Below are 18276 nucleotides of genomic sequence, written 5' to 3' on the forward strand. Positions count from 1 at the left end.
GCGGGTGGTTCGCCCGACTCATGACAGGTGATGCCCGACGCCGCGGGCCGTGCCGATCGTCCGGTCGCTGCCCGCCGCACGCAGCTTGCGACGGAGCCTCGTCAGGTACTGGTCGAGTGTGTTGTCGTGCACCTGGGCGCCCTCGGGCCAGGCCGCCCGGACGAGCTCACGACGTCGCACGATGCCGCCGGAAGCGGCGATCAGCGCGGCCAGGATGCGGAACTCGGTCGGCGTCAGTTCGACCCGGACACCCCGGACGCTCACCACGTGCCGGACCGCGTCCAGCATCAGGTCGCCCGTGGTGGCCGGCGCCGACGGGGCGGTCCGCTTGATGACCGCGCGCAGCCGGGCCGCCAGCTCCGTGAGGTGGAACGGCTTCGGCAGATAGTCGTCGCCTCCGGCGGAGAATCCGGCCAGCCGGTCGGGAAGCCGGTGACGTGCGGTCAGGAAGATGACGGGTGAGCCGAATCCGTTGGCGCGCATCGCCTGGCAGACGTCCCGCCCGTCGGCGTCGGGCAGACCGACGTCGAGGACAGCGGCGGCGACGGCGTCCGTCGCCAGCCGCAGGGCGGTGGCGCCGTCCGGCGCGGGGATCGTGTCGAAGTCCTCCTCGCGCAGTCCGCGCACCAGGACGTCACGCAGGGCGTGATCGTCCTCCACGATCAGGATCGTGTGACGCATGGCCCTCCCTCCGCGGTGTCTCTGTGACGGTCGGACCGGGGGTCAGCCGAGGGGGGAGCCACCGGGCCGTCGCGCCCAGGCACAGGCCCAGCCATCCCAGGGCGAACAACCATCCGCCGACGACATCGGTGAACCAGTGGACTCCCAGGTAGATCCGCGTGAGTCCGACCAGGACACCCCAGACGCCGATGACCACGGCGAGGACGACTCTGCCGGGAGGCCGGCGCACGCACACGGCGACGACGAGCAGCCCTGCCGTGAGGGCGGCCGTGGTGGTGTGACCGGACGGGAACGCCCACCCCGAGGCATGTGTCTCCCAGACCGGACTCGGCGGCCGGGGCCGCGCGACGATCGCCATCAACCCGTAACGCAGGGCCTGCCCGATCCCCAGGAAGGCCACGCAGATCGAGACGGCCACCAGTCGCTGGCGTCTGCCGCGTCCCGCGACCACCCCCGCCAGTACGGCCAGCGCGTAGGGAACGATGCCGGTTCCCGTGTCGGTGATCCCGCGGGCGAGCGCCACGACCACGTCGGGCCGGTGGTGGACGGACCAGGTGAGCAGGCCGCTGTCCCACAACAGGGGCATGCCGTCATGCCCCACGACGACCATGGTCAGGACGCCGAGAGCGACCCAGGCGCCCAGGCCGCAGCCTCCGGCGACCTCGGCCACATCGCCGCGCTTCATGACGCCACCACCAGCGGTCGCAGCCGGGTGGCCGTGATGCGCGGCGCCAGGGACTCGGGCAGCCGCCGCAGCGCGTACATGGCGAGGAGTGCCACCAGTGACCCCACCAGCAGGCCGGCCACCGCGTCGTGCGGGTAGTGGACACCGACCCAGACCCGCGCGGCGGCCATCGCGCAGGCGGCCGCCACGGCGAGGGCGCCGAGTCGGCGGCCGACGAAGAGAAGGGCTACGGCCGCCGCTGCGGCGATCGCGGCGTGGTTGCTGGGGAAGGACCAGTCGCCGTGCGCGGGGCACGCCTCCAGCGTGCTCACCCTCAGCTTCCGGCAGGGGCGGTCCTCCCGCACCAGTGACTTCACCACCATGTCGATCCCGAAGGCGAGGACGACGACGAGCGGCACGGCCAGCGCGCGCACCGCCGCGGCGGGGCTCACGCGCCGGGCTCCCCACCATCCGACGGCTATGAGGAGGGCGAACAGCGCGAGGCCGTACGTCGACCAGGCGGACACGGCGCTGTCGAGCCACGAGGGAGACTCGCGGGCCAGGTCCACCACGTCGGTGTAGGCGGAGCCGTCGATCGAGGAGCCGCCGAGAGCCAGGATCATCCGTTGGACTCCCGGGTCTTGGAGGCACGGCGGGAGCGGTACACCTCGGACGCGAGCGGGGTCAGCGACACGATCACGATCACCGCGACGATGGGCAGCAGATAGCGGTCCACGTTCGGTACGGAGGAGCCCAACGCGTAGCCCGCCAGGACCAGCCCCATGCTCCAGACGAGTCCGCCGACCATCTGCCAGAGGGTGAAGGTCCGCACCGGTACTCCCAGCGCGCCGGCCATCGGGTTCAGCACCGTGCGGACCACCGGGACGAAGCGGGCCAGCATGATCGCCTTCGCGTAGCCGTACCGCTCGAGCAGTTCCTGTGCCCGGCTCGCCCCCTCGTGGAGACGTGTCGAGCGACTGCGCTCAAGGAGGGCACCCCCCGCCCTTCTGCCCAGGACGTATCCGCATTGGGAACCCGCCAGTGCCCCGATCGCCGCCGCGACGAGCAGCGGACCGAGGGAGAGCTGCAGGCTGCGGTCCGCGCTGCCGGTGCACAGCAGGCCCGCGGTGAACAGCAGGGAGTCGCCGGGCAGGAAGAACCCGATCAGCAGCCCGGTCTCGGCGAACAGGACCACGCCGACTCCGATCACGCCGAACGCGGCGAGCAGGGATTTCGCGTCGAGCACGTTGACGGCCAGCTGGGAGGCCAGGTCCGTGATCATGTTCGGGAGCCCTTCGTTTCCGTTGGCCGCCCGGCGGGAGGGGCGACACCGGCGTACGACTACAGTTCCGTAGACGGTCTACTGAACTGTAGACGATGGTGAGGGGTGGGAAGTTCCCCGCGCCGCGGTGCCTGGGGTGACATCGCGAGGTGTTCACGGCCGCAGGCCGGACGGGCGGTGACCGGCCGACGATCCGGCTCGCCGCCTTCTTGTGGAACAGCTCGTAAGACCTGCGGGCAGGGACTCGTAAGACCTGTGGGCAGGGAGATGTAACGCCGTACGTCCCGGATGTGGGCCGCCCCGAGAGCGGTCGGGCGTTCAGGCAGCGTTCAGGCGGGCGCTGACAAGGTCGGAAGACCGCGGTCGTCCTCGGACGGCCGCCTCTCCCTTCCGCAGGATCAGGAGTGTCCGGCCGTCGCCGCCGACCTCGTGGAGCCCAGAAAGAACCCCTATGAAGATCACGTTCCTGATCCACAACGTCTACGGGATCGGCGGAACGATCCGCACCACCCTCAACCTCGCCGGCGCCCTGGCCGACCGGCATGAAGTGACCGTCGTCTCCCTGCTGCGGCACCGCGCGCGCCCCCGGTTCGCGGTCGACCCCCGGGTGACCGTCGTGCCCCTGGTCGACATCCGCGCGGAGGCGGCCGACGCGACCGATCCGCTGCACCGGCAGCCCGCGGAGGTCTTTCCCGCCGCCGAAGGGCGGTACAAGCAGTACAGCCGCCTCACCGACCGCCGGGCCGAGGAGTACCTGCGCGACTGCGACGCGGACGTCGTCATCGGCACCCGCCCCGGAATCAACGTGTACCTCTCCCGCTTCGGTTCACCCCGCGCGCTGCGGATCGCCCAGGAACACCTCACCCACGACACGCACAACAAGAAGCTGCGAGCCCAACTGGCGCGCCACTACCGCGCCCTGGACGCGGTGGTCACCACGACCGAGGCCGATGCGACGGTCTACCGGGCGAGGATGCGTCTGCCCGGTGTGCGGATCCTCGCCATACCCAACGGCGTGCCCGAACCCGACGTCGCGCCCGTGGACGGCACCGCCAAGGTCATCGCCGCGGCCGGCCGACTGGTGCGTGCCAAGCGGTTCGACCTGCTCATCGAGGCGTTCTCCACGGTCGCCGCCAAGCACCCGGACTGGAGCCTGCGCCTGTACGGTACCGGCGCCGACCGGGAACGGCTGCAACGGCTGATCGACGACCAGGACCTGGGCGGCCGCGCGACGCTGATGGGCGTCGTCTCCCCGATCGAGACGGCCTTCACTCAGGCGTCCATCGTCGCCAGCGCCTCGGACGCCGAGTCGTTCGGCATGACCATCGTCGAGGCGATGCGCTGCGGAGTACCGGTGGTCGCCACCGACTGCCCGCTCGGCCCCGCTGAGATCATCAAGGACGGGGTCGACGGGCTGCTGGTCCCCATGAACGACGAGCACGCCCTCGCGGCCGCCCTGCTCGACCTGATCGCCGACCCGGCGAACCGACGCCGCATGGGTGAAGCGGCCCTGGCCTCCGCCCGCCGCTTCGACCCCGCAGCACTGTCGCTCACCTACGACGAGCTCTTCACCGGCCTGGCCGCCACGCGTCGGGCGCGTGCCTGGCAGCGTGGGCGGGCCGCGTGGCGGGCACGTGCTGGCCGGGCCCTGCGCGGACTCCGTCGCTGAGACGGTGGACGAGGCGCCGCGCAGCGAGCCGGTACGGCCAGTGCGGCATCGGTAGATGCCACCAAGCGGTCAGGATGCGTTCAGGTGTCCGCTGACACCGTCGGCTCCATGACCTACGAAATCTCCGAGACACCAGAGGCCGAGCGGGGCGCGGGCGCCACCCGGCGGGCACCCCGGCTGCGCTGGAACAAGGTGCCCGAAGTCACCGCGTACTTCTGGATCATCAAGGTGCTGTGCACGACAGTCGGCGAGACCGCGGCCGACCTGCTCAACGAGAAGGCCGGCCTGGGCCTCACCGGCGTGTCCCTCCTGATGAGCGCGTTGCTGGCGGTCGTCCTGGTGGTCCAGTTCCGTACGAAGGCCTACAGCGCCGGCGTGTACTGGCTCGCCGTGGCCCTCATCAGCGTCGTCGGCACGCTCATCAGCGACAACCTCACCGACAACATGGGCGTCCCGTTGGAGACCAGCACCACGGTGTTCGCGCTGGCCCTCGCCGTCGTCTTCGTCGTCTGGCACCGGCGCGAGGGAACGCTGTCGATCCACAGCATCGACACCACCGGCCGTGAGGCCTTCTACTGGCTCGCGGTCCTGTTCACCTTCGCCCTGGGAACGGCGGCAGGCGACCTCGTGGCCGAGCGCATGAACCTCGGATACCGGCTCTCCGCCGTCCTGTTCGCCCTGGCCATCGCCGCCGTGGCACTCGCTCACTTCACGCTGGGCCTGAACGCGGTCTGGAGCTTCTGGATCGCGTACGTGCTGACCCGGCCGCTCGGCGCCTCGATGGGCGACTACCTCTCGCAGCCGACCGGCGACGGAGGCCTCGGCCTCGGCACGGTGGTGACCAGTGTGCTGTTCCTCGCCGTCATCCTCGGCATGGTCGTCTACCTCGCGGTGACGCGGAAGGACGTGCTGGAGGCGCGGGACGGTGCCGTCGCCCGTCGAGCCGGCTGACCGGAGCGGCACACCAGCCGGAACCCGCGCCGGCGTGGCAACGGGGCGCGCCGCGTTCTGTTGCCACGCCAGCGGTCCCGGGGGCGGTCGGCGCGGGCCTGCCGGCGCTTACGGATCCCTCTCCTCGCGCTGCCGGGGACCTGCGGGGACGCTCGGTGGCGCTCGATGCGGTCTAATGGAACCGCGCACACGGGGCAGGCCTGTACCGCTTTTCGCTGGTCGTCATCTCAGCCCCGGATCCGCGCGACCCTCAACTCCGGACGGTTGTGCATGACCTCTGTCTCACCCGGCTCCGCTCCCGCCCAGCCGACGCGGATCTCACCCGGCTCATCGACCGCACCACAGCACCAGAATCTCTTCCTTCAGCCGCAGTACACGGTCGAGCTGCCGCCACTGGAAGACGAAGAGGAGGCCTTCTCGCCGCCGCCCTCGACGCAACGGCGACGTGGAGATGCCCGAGGCCGGTAACGGTGCCGCGCGCCAGAGGCGGTCTTGCTGCGGCAGCCTTTGAGGGCCTGCCGCAGCAATCGCGCTGATGCCTGACGTACGTCGCCCGAGGGCTTGGGTCTGAGGCAGCGCGGAGGATGTCGGCGGTACGCCTCACCGCTCTCGCTGCCGGTCCTGCCCCCGGCTCTTCAGCACGCGCCGCCTGCAACCAGGTCTTCCACCAGTTGTCGATCACCGACGGCGGGTGCAGACCTGACGTCAGGCCTCGCGCCTCACGCACACGAACGCATGGGCGGGAACGACGGGCTCGCCCGGTGTCGGGTCGATGGCGCCGATCCTGATGGCCACGGTCGCCACAGGGATCGGGGTGTTCACCGCCCGCGGACGCATCAGGCGCCAACGGTGCGGGGGAGGGACCTTCTTGGCGGGCAACTCGAACGTCGCCAGTTCGACCCAACGGTCGTAGTTGGTCGGACAGCAACGCACCGGCGCGCTGCAACGCCGGCACGTACGCGGCTCGACCCGGTCCACATCATCCGGGTCGAACGCGGGCTCCGGCGCGGCCGTGGCGCCCTCGCTCAGGGCAAGCTCGTTGGCGACCTTGTTCCAGCACCTGTCGCAGAGTTCGGCGGACAGGCGAATGATCCGTCCCCGCTCACGAACGTCGGGCCCGTTCCAGGAGCACAACAGGCACTCAGGCAGGCTGACACTGTTGAGAACCGCCATTTTCCGAGTGTGAGTGCCTGGTACACCTTTGAGACAGGGCGCCTTTCGGCCTTATTCGGCAAAGTCGCCCTGCACACGGCACATCAGGGCGCAGGCGCCCCTACCGCATCAGACCACCACGTACTCCGGTACGTGTCACGGCAGTCCGGCCTGCGTCGAGGGTCCTGCTTCCCGCGCCCGAGGGCCTGCGGAACAGGCCGGAGACGGTGCGGTTGGCACAGCGGGCCGCCCGCACCGGACCGGGCTCGACATCCCGCTCCCGCTCCCGGACGCCAGCGCCGCGCTGGAGTCCGGCGTGCCTCAGTGGCTGAAGGAGGAGCCGAAGTGGGCGTCCGCCTGCGGCGTGCCGAGGCCGGCGGGGTTGAAGGTCGCGATGTTGCTGGTGACCGGACCGTTCTTCGAGCCGCGCAGGACCCAGGCCGCGCCGGAGTCGACCTTCGGGGCGTCCTCCCACGGGGCGGCGACGATCAGATCCGCGCGGTTGTTGTCGTTCACGTCGGCGAGCTGTACCTCTTCGCCGAAACGGTCGCCCTGCTCCGAGGCGCCGGGCACACCACTGGTGGACTGGGAGAACGCGAGGGCTCCACTGCCTGTCGGCCCCTTGGGCCCGCCCTTGAGGAGCACGACGCTGCCCGCCGAGTCGGTGCTGCCGATGTCCTCCCCGGGCACCCCGACGGCGAGGTCCGGGTAGCCGTCGCCGGTGACGTCGCCCGCTGCCAGTGCGAGGCCGAACTCGTCCCCGGTCTCGTTGACACCGGGGACCCCCGGAGTGTTCTGCGTGATGGTCGTCGTCCGGGTGGAGAGGCCGGAGGGCGAGCCGTAGCGGATCTCGACCGTGCCGGGGCGGATGGTGATGTCCTCCTGGCTCGTGCCGAACTTGAAGGTGGCGAAGTCGCCGAACCCGTCACGGTCGAAGTCGGCGACCACACCTCCTGAGGAGGGGGTGATCGGTCCCGGCACACGGGTGACGGAGCCGTCCTTGCCACCCTTCCAGAGGCGGGTGCCGTGTCCCATGTCCTCGAAGCCGTGGGTGGTGAGGATGTCGTCGGCTCCGTCACCGGTCACGTCGCCCACGATGAACTCGTAGCGCGAGTCCTCCTCGTCCTCGAAGGGGACGATGGTGCGGCCCGACGACGTGCCGGTCCGGGAGATCGGGCCGAACTCCACGCCCACCAGGCCGGTGCCGACGACCAGGTCCGCGTGCCCGTCACCGTTGATGTCACCAGCGGCCAGCGGGCCGTTGTGCGGGGGGAGCGAGAGTGCCACGGAGTCCCTCAGTCCCGTGGGCGAGCCCCACAGGATGATCGTCGGCCCGTTCTCCGACCCGACGACGAGATCGGTGTACCCGTCGCCGTCGAAGTCCCGGGCGGCGCTCACGCGGCCGAAGGAGTCGTAGTTCACGGCGTCACCGGGTATGCCCGCGGAGGCGCGGCTGATCACCTGGGGGCGCTTGGTGTCGACACCGCCGATGGATCCGTACAGGACGGTGACGTACCCGGCGTCGTCCTTGCCGTTCACGGTGCCACCGGGCGCCGCGACCGCGATGTCGGCGTACCCGTCGGCGTTGAAGTCCGTGACCGGCACAGCCGCCACCGGGGCAGCCCCGGCCGGGCCGGCGGCGCACACGGCACCCGTGACGAGCGCCGCGACAGCGACTGCGATGGTGAGAGAACGGCGCACTGACGAGCCTCCGTGAACAACGGGACGTACCACTGACGACTGGATGACCGTCGAGGGGGCGATTTGGTTGTACGCGTCTACCGGCGAATCCTGGTCGCGATCAGGATTCACCGACGAAGCGAAGGAGACCTGTGATCACCCAGGGAGCCGAAGTCTCCGGCCGATGCGCCGACTGCGGCGGGACCACTACGTGCGACGTGGGTCAGTTCGTCGACCACGGAACGCTTGCCTGGACGGTGGAAGGGCGATGCGCGGACTGCTCGAGTGCCTGGTGCGAGCAGGGTGAAGGTCCCGTCACGCCCGAGAGCATTCGACAGGCGTTGCTCCAGGAGCACGGGCCGACACGGCTCCGTCTGACAGGCGACGCGCTGAGCCTCGTACCCGTGTTGCGGAGCCTTCGTGCCCTGCACGGGTTGTCCCTGGGGGAAGCACGGGTGGCGGCCACGTGCCTTGCCGCGACCGGCTTCGTCGGCACCCTGGTCGAGGTGGAGATCCTGGCGCTCGATCTGCGGAGTCGCGCTGTCGCGGTGGCCGTGGAACCGGCGGGACAGCCGGCGACCGCGGACCGGCGCGAACGGTCGGAAGGCGACTCTGCAACGACCCCTTTGGCAGCCTTCCCTACTTCCAGTCGCCGAACAGGCCGGAACTGAGCTGTGCGGTGCAGATGTTGTAGCCGCCGGACGCGTGACCCTTCTTCGTGTTGCCCGCGACCGTGACCGAGCAGTGGATGTCGCCGGAACCCTGCAGTTGTGCGGTGAGTGAGTAGTACAAGGCGTCCTCGTTGAAGGGCAGAGTGGTCTCGAACCTGCCGTTCTTCCAGGTGCCTTTGCGGCTGTCCGTGTCGGAGCCGTACGTGATGTCCAGCGGGCCGAGGGCACCGGACGGCGCTGTGCCCCACGCTTTGAAGACGACGAGTTTCTTCTCCGTTCCCTGCTTCTTGCCGGCGCTTCGGCCACTGCTCCTGTGCGCGTCCGCGGAAGACGTCTCGCTCTTCGAAGCGGACGACGTGGACTTGGTCGAGTCCGAGCCGCCACTGGCGACCGCGGCGATGATGCCGATGACTATGAGCACTCCGGCACATCCGAGGCAGCCGAACCCCACGACCTTCCCCCGGCCGGACGTCTTGGGTGGCTGAGGCGGGAACGGCGGCTGCTGTCCGTAGGGCTGCTGAGGTCCTCCCCAGCCGGGCTGCTGCGGCGGCTGCTGCGGGTGGCTCATGGTTCCCCCTGAGGTGGTGCGGTGAATGTGCGATGTGTGACTCAAGGGGCCCGGCATGCGGTTGCCGCCGAAGGCGGGGTTCATCCGATCGTGTGGAGCGAGCCCGTCGATCACTGCCGCAGGCGCAGGAACGGCGTCCACGAGCCGCCGCGGCCCCCGTTCTCTCGCGTCCCCAAGGTCGGCGAAGCCACGTCCGGATGGGGTCGGACGGGTGAACCCCGCGCGGCGAGTTGTCGGGATGTGCCGGGCACGGCCGCGATTTTGCAGGCTGTCCGTTGCTGATCTCCCGCGAGGGCAGTTGTCCCGGGGACAGCAACCAGCCGAGGGAAGGAACCCGCTCCGTGTCTGCCGAACTCTCCGACGACCTGAAGAAGCTCATCGACGACAACCCGGTCTTCGCCACCATCGCCACGATCCAGCCGGACGGCAGTCCGCAGCTGACGATCACCTGGCTCGGCCGGGACGGCGATGACCTGTTGGTCTCCACGACCGTGGGCCGCCGCAAGGAGAAGAACCTGCGGGACGACCCGCGGATCACCGTCATGATCAACCCGCCGAACGCGCCCTACACCTACGCCGAGATCCGCGGCACGGCCACGCTGACCACGGAGGGCGGTCAGGAACTCATCGACGAACTGTCGCGGAAGTACACCGGCAAGGACTACGCGGACTTCAACCCCGCCTCGAAGGACGACGCCGAGCGCGTCGTCGTCCGCGTGACCCCGCGCAAGGTGGTCGGCTCGATCTGATCCGGGCGGCGCCGTCCCGGATACGGGACGGACGTCCGTCGCGTCCCTCCCCGGCCCCCGGCCCGGGGAAGGGGCGCGCCCGGCCCAGCCCTCGGACGGCCGCGCCTTCCGTGGCCGGCCGTCAGGGACCCGCGAGTTCCGGTACCCGCTCGTCGACCGGTGCGGCGGCTCGGCGGGGGAGCAGCAGGGGGGTCGTCAGCAGGAGGACACCGGCGAGGGCCAGGGCGGTACGGGGGCCGAGCAGGGCGGCGAGTGCTCCCCAGAGCGCGGTGAGGAGCGCCGTCGTCGCCTTGGTCGTCACGGTCCACGCCGTCAGCGTCCGGGCCACCCGGTCGGGCGCGGTGCGCTGGAGGCGGTAGGTCGCGTAGACCGGGTTGAAGACCCCGCAGCAGAAGATCAGCCCGAGTTCGACACCCATGACCAGCAGCAGTCCCGGGGTTCCGGATCCGATGAAGGCCAGCCCGATGGGCCAGATCGCGCGCAGTGTTCCGGCCCCGCGCAGGATCCGGTGCTGACCGAACCGGGCGGCGAGCGGCCGGGCCAGACGTGAGCCGAGCAGGCCGCCGACGGAGGGTGCGGCGAAGGCGAGACCGTACTGCCACGGCTCGTATCCGAGCCGGCTGAGCATGAGGACGGCGAGCAACGGTTCCGTGGCCATCACCAAGCCGTTGAACAGGGCGGTGTTGAAGAACAGCGGGCGCAGTGTCCCGTCGGCGAGGATGTATCGCCACCCGTCGAGCAGGTCGCGGACCCGCATGCGCCGTGCCTCCCGCCGTTCGGGCAGGGGTTCGCGGGCTCCCGACGCGCGGATGCCGAGGGCCGAGAGGAGGTAGGTGACCGCGTCGGCCACCACGGTGGCCACCGGGCCGAGGATCCCGATGGCCGCGCCGCCCAGCGGCGGACCGATGATCGTGGTCGTCCAGGCCGTGGACTCGAAGCGCGCATGGGCGACAAGGAGGTCCTCCGACGGCAGCAGCGTCTTCAGGTAGGCGCCCGAGGCGGCGCGGAAGGTGATGTCACCCGCCGCTACCACCACGGACACCAGCAACAGCTGAACGAAGGTGAGCACGCCGCACGCGAAGGCCACCGGGATGGTCAGAAGCGCCGCGAACCGCACCAGGTCCATGGTGATCAGCACCGGCCGCTTGCGGCGGAACTCCACCCATGGGCCGAGCGGCACCGCCACCGCCGCACCCACCGCCGCTCCCACGGAGGAGAGCGCGGCGACCCGGGCCGGGCCGGCGTGCAGTACCTGGATGGCGATCAGCGGGAACGCGCCGAAGGCGAGCCACGTGCCGAGCGCGCTGGTTCCGTACGCTCCCCAGAGCCAGCCGAACGGCCGCCCCAGCCGCTGCCCGAGCAGCCGTCCGAACGGCCTTCGGGGCTGCCGGCCACTCTTCATGCCCTGAGTTCCTCGCTTCCCACCCGTACAACCATTACGCGATCAGGAGCATCAAAGCGGGCGGCTTCCGCTGGATCAAACAACCGCAGGACCGCCTGCTCACAACCATCGGTTGTGTACGTAGGGTGGTGGAATGGACCTCGACACCGTTCGGACCTTCGTCGCCGCCGCCGACACGGGGCAGTTCCAGGAGGCCGCCGCCGAGCTGGCGATCACCCAGCAGGCCGTCTCGAAACGCATCGCGGTACTGGAGCGCAACCTGGGGGTGCGGTTGTTCACCCGCACCCCGCGCGGCGCCGAGCTCACCATCGACGGCCAGGCGTTCCTGCCCCACGCGCGCGAGCTGCTGCGCGTCGCCGAACGCGCGCTCGCGTCGGTCCACACCGGGCGCCGCGCGTTGCGCGTCGACGTGATCGCCTCGCGCGGCGCGGCGGCGGGCCTGCTGCGCGGCTTCCACCGGGCGCATCCCGAGATCGAACTCGACGTGGTGATGCTGTTCGACATCGAGACGGCCGTCGCCGCCATCCGCTCGGGCACCATCGACGCGTCCTTCCGCGCCGTCGCCGTCCCGGACAAGCCCCTGCCGCCGGACATCGCATCCGTCCGGGTGCTGGACGAGCCGCTTCAGCTGATGACCGGACCCGCCCACGCGCTGGCGGGCGCCCGGTCGGTCACCGTCGCGCAACTCGTGGGGCACCGGATCTGGATGCCGGGCATCGTCCCTGGCACCGAGTGGGCCGTCTTCTACGACGACCTGGTCGCCGAGTTCGGTCTCACCATCGAGGCGACCGGCCCCAACTTCGGCTCCGACGCCCTTCTGGACACCATCGCCGACACCCCGGCCCTGGCCACCTTCATGGGCGAGCACACCCGCCACGTCTGGCCCGCCGGCTACGGGCTGCGCATGATCCCGGTGACCGACCCCATGCCGGTCTACCCGCACTCTCTCCTGTGGCACCGCGACAACCCCCATCCCGCGTTGGCCACCCTTCGTACCCATCTGGCCGCCTCGGACGCCGGCTACGGCGCGGCCGGCACGTGGGTGCCGGAATGGGTGTCGGAGAGCTGAACGGAGCCGCCACGCGGGACGGGAGGCAGAGGCCGGACCTCGGCCGCCGTCGGCCCGACCTCCCGGTGCTCAGCTCGTACCGAGCATCTCGGACGTGAGAACGGTCCCGCCCAGGCCCCAACCGCCCTCAGCCACCTCGTCGATGACCACCAGCGTGTTGGCCCGGGCGCGTTCGCCGTAGACCTCCGCGTAGGCGGCGGTGACCGCGTCGATGAGCTTCTTCTTCGACTCCGGGGTCAGGGTGTGGGCGGGCACCTTCAGGTTGGCGAACGGCATGACAACTCCTGCTTTCTGCTTGGCGTTTGGGTGACGTGGACTCTTGGGGCCGGCTTGGATCCCGTCGGCTGTGGAGGTCGGCGCGGGCGGTGCGGTCGACTCCACCTCGTTGGTGGTGAGACCGACGCCGCCGCAACCGGCGCGCAGACGCGGCACCCTCCCTTCCCCAGTCCGTGCGTATCGAAGATTCTGTATATTGAAATCGGCGATACGGCGACGCTACCACGCAGTGCGTAACGTCGTTACTCATCACACGTATCCTTGATTCATGGATACGGACGCGACGATCCGCGCGGCGATGATCGAAGCCGCCCTGCGGCAACTGGCGGGCTCCTCGGACCATGACGTGGCGACTCGTGCCGTCTGCGAGGCCGTCGGCGTGACGCAGCCGGTGCTCTACCGGCTGTTCGGTGACAAGCGCGGGCTGCTCGACGCGGTGGCGGATCACGGCTACGAGCGATACACCGCGCTGAAAACAGCCAAAGAACGGACCGAGGAGCCGGTAGCCGACCTGCTGGCCGGCTGGGACGGGCACATGGCGTTCGCCGAGGAGAATCCGGCGCTCTACCGGCTGATGTTCGCCCCCCGGCCGGGGTCGCACTCCACCGCGCGGAAGCAGGTGTTCGACCTGCTCGTCGCGGAACTCGTGCGCTGTGCGGCGGTGGGCGCGCTCAAGGTCGATCCCCACATCGCGGCCGAGTTGATCCTGTCGGCGAACGTCGGCCTCGCGCTCAACCAGATCGCGACACCGTCATTGTTCGACGATCCGACGGTCTCCCACCTGATGAGGGACGCGGTCTTCGCCAGGGTGCTCGGCCGGTCGAGCACCGCGCACGAGGGTGACGGCCTGCGTTCCGTCGCCCTCCGCCTCCGGGCTCAACTGGACCTGAACGGAACCGAAGCCCTCGAACCCGTGGAGACCGCCCTGCTGGTTCGCTGGCTCGACCGCATCGCGGCGCCAGGCCGTGACGACACGACCTGAGCGGAACCGTCGATGTGAGATCCCGGCCCCTTCGTCAAGCGGTGCTGGAGGCCCGCTGTTCGGAGTTGGCCGGAACAGGCCCCTGCGGAGCCCTGAGAAAACAACCAGGCGACCGGTATATTTTTGTGCGTCCGGTGACGAAGACGTCGGTGTTGTGTGACCGCTGGGGGGCGACGTTGATGGAGTGTGTCCGAACGGATGTCGTGATCGTGGGCGGTGGCCCCGTGGGGCTGCTGCTCGCGACCGAACTGGCCGGCTACGGGGTGCGGACGGTCGTGCTGGAGGAGAGGGCCCAGGTGTCCGGCCGTCCCAGGGCGACCACCCTGCACGCTCGTACGGCCCAGGTCCTGGCGCGCCGGGGGTATCTGCCCGCCCCCGCGCTCCCGTTGACCGAGGGGCCGGTGTCCGCTCTCTTCCACTTCGCGGGCCTCTGGGGTCTGGAGCTGACCGCCCCGGCCGGTGAACCGGAGCCGCTGCTGAAGCGACCCCAGGCCGTCCTTGAGCGGGACTTCGAGGAGCGCGCCCGCGCCGCGGGAGCCGTGGTGCTGCGTGGGTACCGCGTGGTCGGCCTCGAACACGGCGAGCGATCGGTCGTGGTGACGGCCGAACACCCCGGGGGAAGCAGCGAGTTCGAGGCCGCGTACGTCGTCGGGGCCGATGGTGCCCGGAGCACCGTAAGGGCCCTCGGCGGGATCCCCGTCGACGAGTCCGCCCCGACCGTGGCCGCGATGGTGGGGGTCGTGCGGTGCGCGGGGGAGGGAGTCCCCGAGCCGGGATGGCATCGCACCCCGCGCGGCTGGGCCGTCGCCAAGGAGACGAAGGACGGCCGGTGGCATCTGCGGGTCGTCGACTGCCTGACGCCTGCTGCGGATCACAGGCTCCCGTTGGGACTTGAGGAGTTCCAGCGTGAGACGTCGAAGGTCATGGGCCGGAACATCGACATGGACGAACCGCGCTCGCTGAGCCGCTTCAGTGACTTCTCCCGCCTCGCCCGGTCCTACCGCTCGGGCCGGCTCCTGCTGGTCGGGGACGCCGCGCACGTTCATTTCCCCATCGGGGCACAGGGGTTGAGCACAGGCCTGCTCGACGCCCTGAACCTCGGATGGAAGCTCGCGTTCACCGTGCGGGGGGTGGCCGCCGAAGGGCTGCTGGACTCGTATGACGCGGAGCGCAGGCCGGCCGCGGCCCGTCTGCTGGAGCAGGTACGGAAACAGGTGGACCTGATGCGACCGGTCAACACGCCCGCGTCCCTCGCGGAGCTGACCGCAGCCACGGGAACCGCGGCGGACGTCGCCACCGAGGCGGTGCGGCTGGCCCTGATGGTCAGCGGACAGGACACGGTGCTGCCGGCACGATCGAGGTACCCGTCCCTCTGGGAGGGACGGTTCCTCTACAACCTCGAACTGGCCACGGACGACGGGCCCGTCGACGCCATCAGGCTCCTGGCGGACGGGTGTATGGCCTTGGTGCGCTTCGGGGCCACGGCCTCGAACTGGGCTCCGCCGCCGAGGCTGCGCGGTGCGTTGCGCGTGGTGCGGTCGGCACCCGTTCCCGGGCTCCCGTGTGCCGCCCTGCTGCTGCGCCCGGACGGTTACATCGCCTGGGCGGCGGACACGGCCGGGGACCTCGTCGACATCGACGAGGCGGTCGCCGCCTGGCTGACTCCAAGGAGCGGGGCCGCGACGATGGAATCCGCCACTCCGGTCTTGACCGGGAGGGTCTCGGCGGGGGTCTAGGCCGAGAGCGGGCACGGCTTCCCTGATGCGGCTGGATTCAGGGAGACCGGTGTCCGTGGACGAGGTATTCGCAGGCGATCAAGAGGCCGGAGGTGCGGCCTCGCTCCGGGCGCGGCGGGCCAGGAACTCGACCAACTTGGTCTCGCTCCGCCCGACCCGTTCCCGCTCGTCCTCGGGCAGCGAGGCCAGCGCGTCCACGAGGACACGCTTCCTCGGAACGTGCACCATCGAGCCGGAGTAGATCCGGCAGCCCGAACACCAGGCGAGCCCGACGCATCGTTCGAACATCGCGGAGTCGGACGGGTAGGAGCGGTACTGGTACGAGTGGACAGGTGTCCCGCACGCCGCACAGATCCGCTGATCCCCGTCGAAGGTCGTGTCCCACGTCCCGACCTTCGACCAGCCTCGCCGGACGTGGTGCGCTCTTCAAGTGGTCATGCCGAACATTGTCCCCCCCCGCGTCCCTCTGTGGGTCCCGATGCAGGCAACCGACAGTCGACGCCGGTCCTGGGTCGTAAAGGCCGGAGAATTAGAGCGTGTTCGACTGATTAGGAATTCTGTTCGCTTCGAATTCGGGGTATGGAATCGAGCTGGCCGAATGTCGTCGAGATGCTGCCGAAAATGCTGCGATGGCCCTCGCGTGACTATTAGTGTGACGCGTAAGCGGAGTGGGGACTCCGGGGGTTGTGTGATCAGACTCGCGTGCTCTCGGTCAGGGCGCAGTCACGTCCTGACCGCGGTGAACAACGCCTATTCGTAGGGCAGTTGACGCACCGGTGATTGCAGCGGGACGGGGGGAATTCGTGCGGGCGGAATCCGGGAGAGACGACGAGAGCGGGAACCTCCGTGCCGCGTTGCGTGTCGCCGACGTACTGGACGCGGCACGCGTGATGACCGGCTCGCCTCCGCGGGCGCCTGAACAGGGCTTTGTGACAGATCTGTTGGCGGATTCGACACCAGGGCCCCAGGCATGGCGGCGCGCGTGGCACGACGTGCAGGATGCGGAACGGGCTCGCGTCACACGGTCGGGGCTCGGCTGGATTCTCACGTCCCTGGCATCCGGGCGTTGTCCGTCGCTGCGCATTGTGGAGGTCGGCTGCGAGCGGCTCCGCACGACACGTGTCTCCTATGACGACGATCGCTCCGGGCTGGATATCCGGCAACTCGCTGAAACGGATTGGCCCAATGCCCTGTCCGCAGAGGAAGGACTTCCTCCTGCACGGCTCCTCCGCCTCTTCCTTCTCGCCGGGGGAACCGCCGCAGCAGACACGGGACTTCCCACCATGGACGACCGGGCGGCCTCTGCGCACGGCAGGGCGAACCCCGGACCCGGCGCCGAGTCCGTTGACATCGTCGCTTCACTGGGAAGCCGCCTGTGTGCCTTCGCCCGCCGGTCTCCACCTTCGGCCGGGCCTCTCGTGCTCGTCGTACGAGCCGCCGGCTGGCCACTCGTCGAGCAGGCTGCCGAGGTGCTGCGGGCCGCCGAGGAGTCGGTACTGCGTGTGCGCTTGCCCGTCCACTGGCCCGAGACACCGGACGACCTCTTCGCGGGGCTGCCGCTGCGGCACTCCGTCTGGCTCGCGGGCGCCCACGTCGACGGCGCCTCCGGCACGGTCGGGCTGGTGCGACGCATGCTGTTCCCGGCGGGCAGCAGGCCGAGCGATCCCACGGACAGCGACGGCGGCCCCGACGTCAGGGTGTCCGTGGCGGCCCCACCGGGCGGCGCCACCGTCGGCCAGAGCGTCGCCGCGGTCGTCTCGGCCGGACCCGAGGACCCGCCGTCGCGCTGGACTTCCCTCCGGGCCGACCGCCTCGAACTGCCGCCGGGCGCACGGGCCGTCCTCCGCTACCGGCTCACCGCACCGGACCGCGTGGAGCTCCGGTACGACGGTCCCCACGAGCCCGAGACGTCGCCATGGGCCGCACTCGCGCTCCACACTCCGCGCAGGCTGTCCCGGCCCCGCCCCGTCGACCTGGTGCTCGCCGTCGAGATCGCGGGGCCCCAGGCCGACGGAGGTGTGGCCGTGGAGGAGCGGCTCCAGGAAGCGGCGGCCGTCGTCGCGGCCGTACGGGACGCCGTGGGGGACGAGGACACACTCCGCATCGGACTGATCGGGTACCGCGACCACGCTCCCCTCGACCGGCCCCACCACAGCGATCCCCTCGTCCACCGGGTGGCCCTGTCGGATCCGCAGGCCGCCGAACAGGCACTCGGCGGCTGGCACCGAAGCGCGCTGCGGCACGACTTCGCCACCGGCCTCGAACACGTACCGCACGAACTGTCCTACTGGCGCGACGCGTGGCGCCCGGACAGTCACCGGGTCCTCCTCGTCGTAGGTTCCCGGCCTCCGCATCCACGGAACCGGCCACCGCGAGTGCTCCGGCGCGGCGCGGCGGTACGCATCTGCCCGGACCGGCTGGAGTGGGAGGCCGCGCTGCGGTCGGTGCGGCACTACGACGGCGTCGCCTGTGTCGCGGTCGTCGACGAGCCGACGTGGATGGACCGGCTGGCGGGCGAGCCGCATCTCGCGCAGTGGGCGGACCGCGCCTGGGACCTGTTCGGCGCCGAGGGGCGTTTCGCGGCGGGGCACGATCCCCGTTCCATCGCCTCCGCCGTCGCGGCACCCGCCCTCGGCCTGCCCGAGGACGGCACACCGATCCGGTTGGTCGTGTCCGACGGAGCAGGGGGCGACTGGCTGCCGGCGGCGGCCGGCTGACGACTCCACGACGTAGGCGCGCACCGG

General features: G+C 70.4%; 17 protein-coding genes. 7 read left to right on the forward strand and 10 right to left on the reverse strand.

Annotation, left to right across the window (positions count from 1 at the left end; all coding sequences use genetic code 11):
• Window positions 1–18 precede the first annotated feature (18 nt).
• From AB0C62_RS09620 to AB0C62_RS09635, 4 genes are read right to left on the reverse strand one after another with little or no spacing between them, the layout of a single operon-like run.
• Complete coding sequence (locus AB0C62_RS09620) at window positions 19–681, reverse strand: response regulator transcription factor (RefSeq protein WP_362971262.1); 663 nt, start codon at window positions 679–681, stop codon at window positions 19–21.
• Window positions 635–1366, reverse strand: a complete 732-nt coding sequence (locus tag AB0C62_RS09625; protein WP_352202760.1) for a phosphatase PAP2 family protein — start codon at window positions 1364–1366, stop codon at window positions 635–637. Before AB0C62_RS09625 ends, AB0C62_RS09620 begins: the two co-directional genes overlap by 47 nt.
• Entirely contained in the window at window positions 1363–1968 is a 606-nt protein-coding gene (locus tag AB0C62_RS09630; protein ID WP_362971264.1) for a phosphatase PAP2 family protein, read from the reverse strand. The genes AB0C62_RS09625 and AB0C62_RS09630 overlap by 4 nt, the downstream gene beginning before the upstream one ends.
• Window positions 1965–2627 (reverse strand): DedA family protein, encoded by a 663-nt coding sequence (locus AB0C62_RS09635; protein ID WP_355999984.1) that lies wholly within the window; start codon window positions 2625–2627, stop codon window positions 1965–1967. The genes AB0C62_RS09630 and AB0C62_RS09635 overlap by 4 nt, the downstream gene beginning before the upstream one ends.
• 451 nt (window positions 2628–3078) lie before the next feature.
• Here AB0C62_RS09635 and AB0C62_RS09640 point away from each other — a divergent pair, with 451 nt between their 5' ends.
• Together AB0C62_RS09640 and AB0C62_RS09645 are read left to right on the forward strand one after the other, a co-directional pair.
• Window positions 3079–4296, forward strand: a complete 1218-nt coding sequence (locus AB0C62_RS09640; protein ID WP_352202762.1) for a glycosyltransferase family 4 protein — start codon at window positions 3079–3081, stop codon at window positions 4294–4296.
• 108 nt (window positions 4297–4404) lie between these two features.
• Window positions 4405–5247, forward strand: a complete 843-nt coding sequence (locus tag AB0C62_RS09645; RefSeq protein WP_362971266.1) for a hypothetical protein — start codon at window positions 4405–4407, stop codon at window positions 5245–5247.
• A gap of 705 nt (window positions 5248–5952) precedes the next feature.
• Here the strand turns inward: AB0C62_RS09645 and AB0C62_RS09650 are convergent.
• The 3 genes from AB0C62_RS09650 to AB0C62_RS09660 form a co-directional block, all read right to left on the reverse strand.
• Window positions 5953–6420, reverse strand: a complete 468-nt coding sequence (locus AB0C62_RS09650; protein ID WP_362971268.1) for a DUF6083 domain-containing protein — start codon at window positions 6418–6420, stop codon at window positions 5953–5955.
• Window positions 6421–6720: 300 nt separating this feature from the next.
• Window positions 6721–8100: an FG-GAP-like repeat-containing protein gene (locus AB0C62_RS09655; protein WP_362971270.1), complete on the reverse strand. Its 1380-nt coding sequence runs from the start codon at window positions 8098–8100 to the stop codon at window positions 6721–6723.
• 618 nt (window positions 8101–8718) lie between these two features.
• Window positions 8719–9318: a hypothetical protein gene (locus AB0C62_RS09660; RefSeq protein ID WP_362971272.1), complete on the reverse strand. Its 600-nt coding sequence runs from the start codon at window positions 9316–9318 to the stop codon at window positions 8719–8721.
• A 341-nt stretch (window positions 9319–9659) separates the two neighbouring features.
• On the opposite strand from AB0C62_RS09660, the gene AB0C62_RS09665 reads away from it, so the two are divergent.
• The gene (locus tag AB0C62_RS09665) at window positions 9660–10067 is read left to right on the forward strand and encodes a PPOX class F420-dependent oxidoreductase (protein ID WP_081222268.1); all 408 of its coding nucleotides are present in this window, start codon (window positions 9660–9662) and stop codon (window positions 10065–10067) included.
• Between the two features lie 121 nt (window positions 10068–10188).
• Here the strand turns inward: AB0C62_RS09665 and AB0C62_RS09670 are convergent, their stop codons facing one another.
• Complete coding sequence (locus AB0C62_RS09670) at window positions 10189–11469, reverse strand: MFS transporter (protein ID WP_164369842.1); 1281 nt, start codon at window positions 11467–11469, stop codon at window positions 10189–10191.
• 133 nt (window positions 11470–11602) lie between these two features.
• Here AB0C62_RS09670 and AB0C62_RS09675 point away from each other — a divergent pair, with 133 nt between their 5' ends.
• Window positions 11603–12538 (forward strand): LysR family transcriptional regulator, encoded by a 936-nt coding sequence (locus AB0C62_RS09675; protein WP_362971274.1) that lies wholly within the window; start codon window positions 11603–11605, stop codon window positions 12536–12538.
• Between the two features lie 69 nt (window positions 12539–12607).
• Here the strand turns inward: AB0C62_RS09675 and AB0C62_RS09680 are convergent, their stop codons facing one another.
• The gene (locus AB0C62_RS09680; protein ID WP_164369844.1) at window positions 12608–12814 is read right to left on the reverse strand and encodes a tautomerase family protein; all 207 of its coding nucleotides are present in this window, start codon (window positions 12812–12814) and stop codon (window positions 12608–12610) included.
• 268 nt (window positions 12815–13082) lie between these two features.
• Between AB0C62_RS09680 and AB0C62_RS09685 the strand changes: the two genes are divergently transcribed.
• Window positions 13083–13796, forward strand: a complete 714-nt coding sequence (locus AB0C62_RS09685; RefSeq protein WP_352202769.1) for a TetR/AcrR family transcriptional regulator — start codon at window positions 13083–13085, stop codon at window positions 13794–13796.
• Between the two features lie 179 nt (window positions 13797–13975).
• Window positions 13976–15532, forward strand: coding sequence for an FAD-dependent monooxygenase (locus tag AB0C62_RS09690; protein WP_362971276.1), 1557 nt, complete (start codon window positions 13976–13978; stop codon window positions 15530–15532).
• A 78-nt stretch (window positions 15533–15610) separates the two neighbouring features.
• Here AB0C62_RS09690 and AB0C62_RS09695 read toward each other — a convergent pair whose 3' ends face one another.
• Complete coding sequence (locus AB0C62_RS09695; RefSeq protein ID WP_164369660.1) at window positions 15611–15820, reverse strand: hypothetical protein; 210 nt, start codon at window positions 15818–15820, stop codon at window positions 15611–15613.
• Between the two features lie 1130 nt (window positions 15821–16950).
• Between AB0C62_RS09695 and AB0C62_RS09700 the strand changes: the two genes are divergently transcribed.
• The gene (locus tag AB0C62_RS09700) at window positions 16951–18249 is read left to right on the forward strand and encodes a hypothetical protein (RefSeq protein WP_362971278.1); all 1299 of its coding nucleotides are present in this window, start codon (window positions 16951–16953) and stop codon (window positions 18247–18249) included.
• Window positions 18250–18276 lie beyond the last annotated feature (27 nt).

Source organism: Streptomyces sp. NPDC048643, assembly GCF_040650615.1.
Taxonomy (GTDB): Bacteria; Actinomycetota; Actinomycetes; order Streptomycetales; family Streptomycetaceae; genus Streptomyces.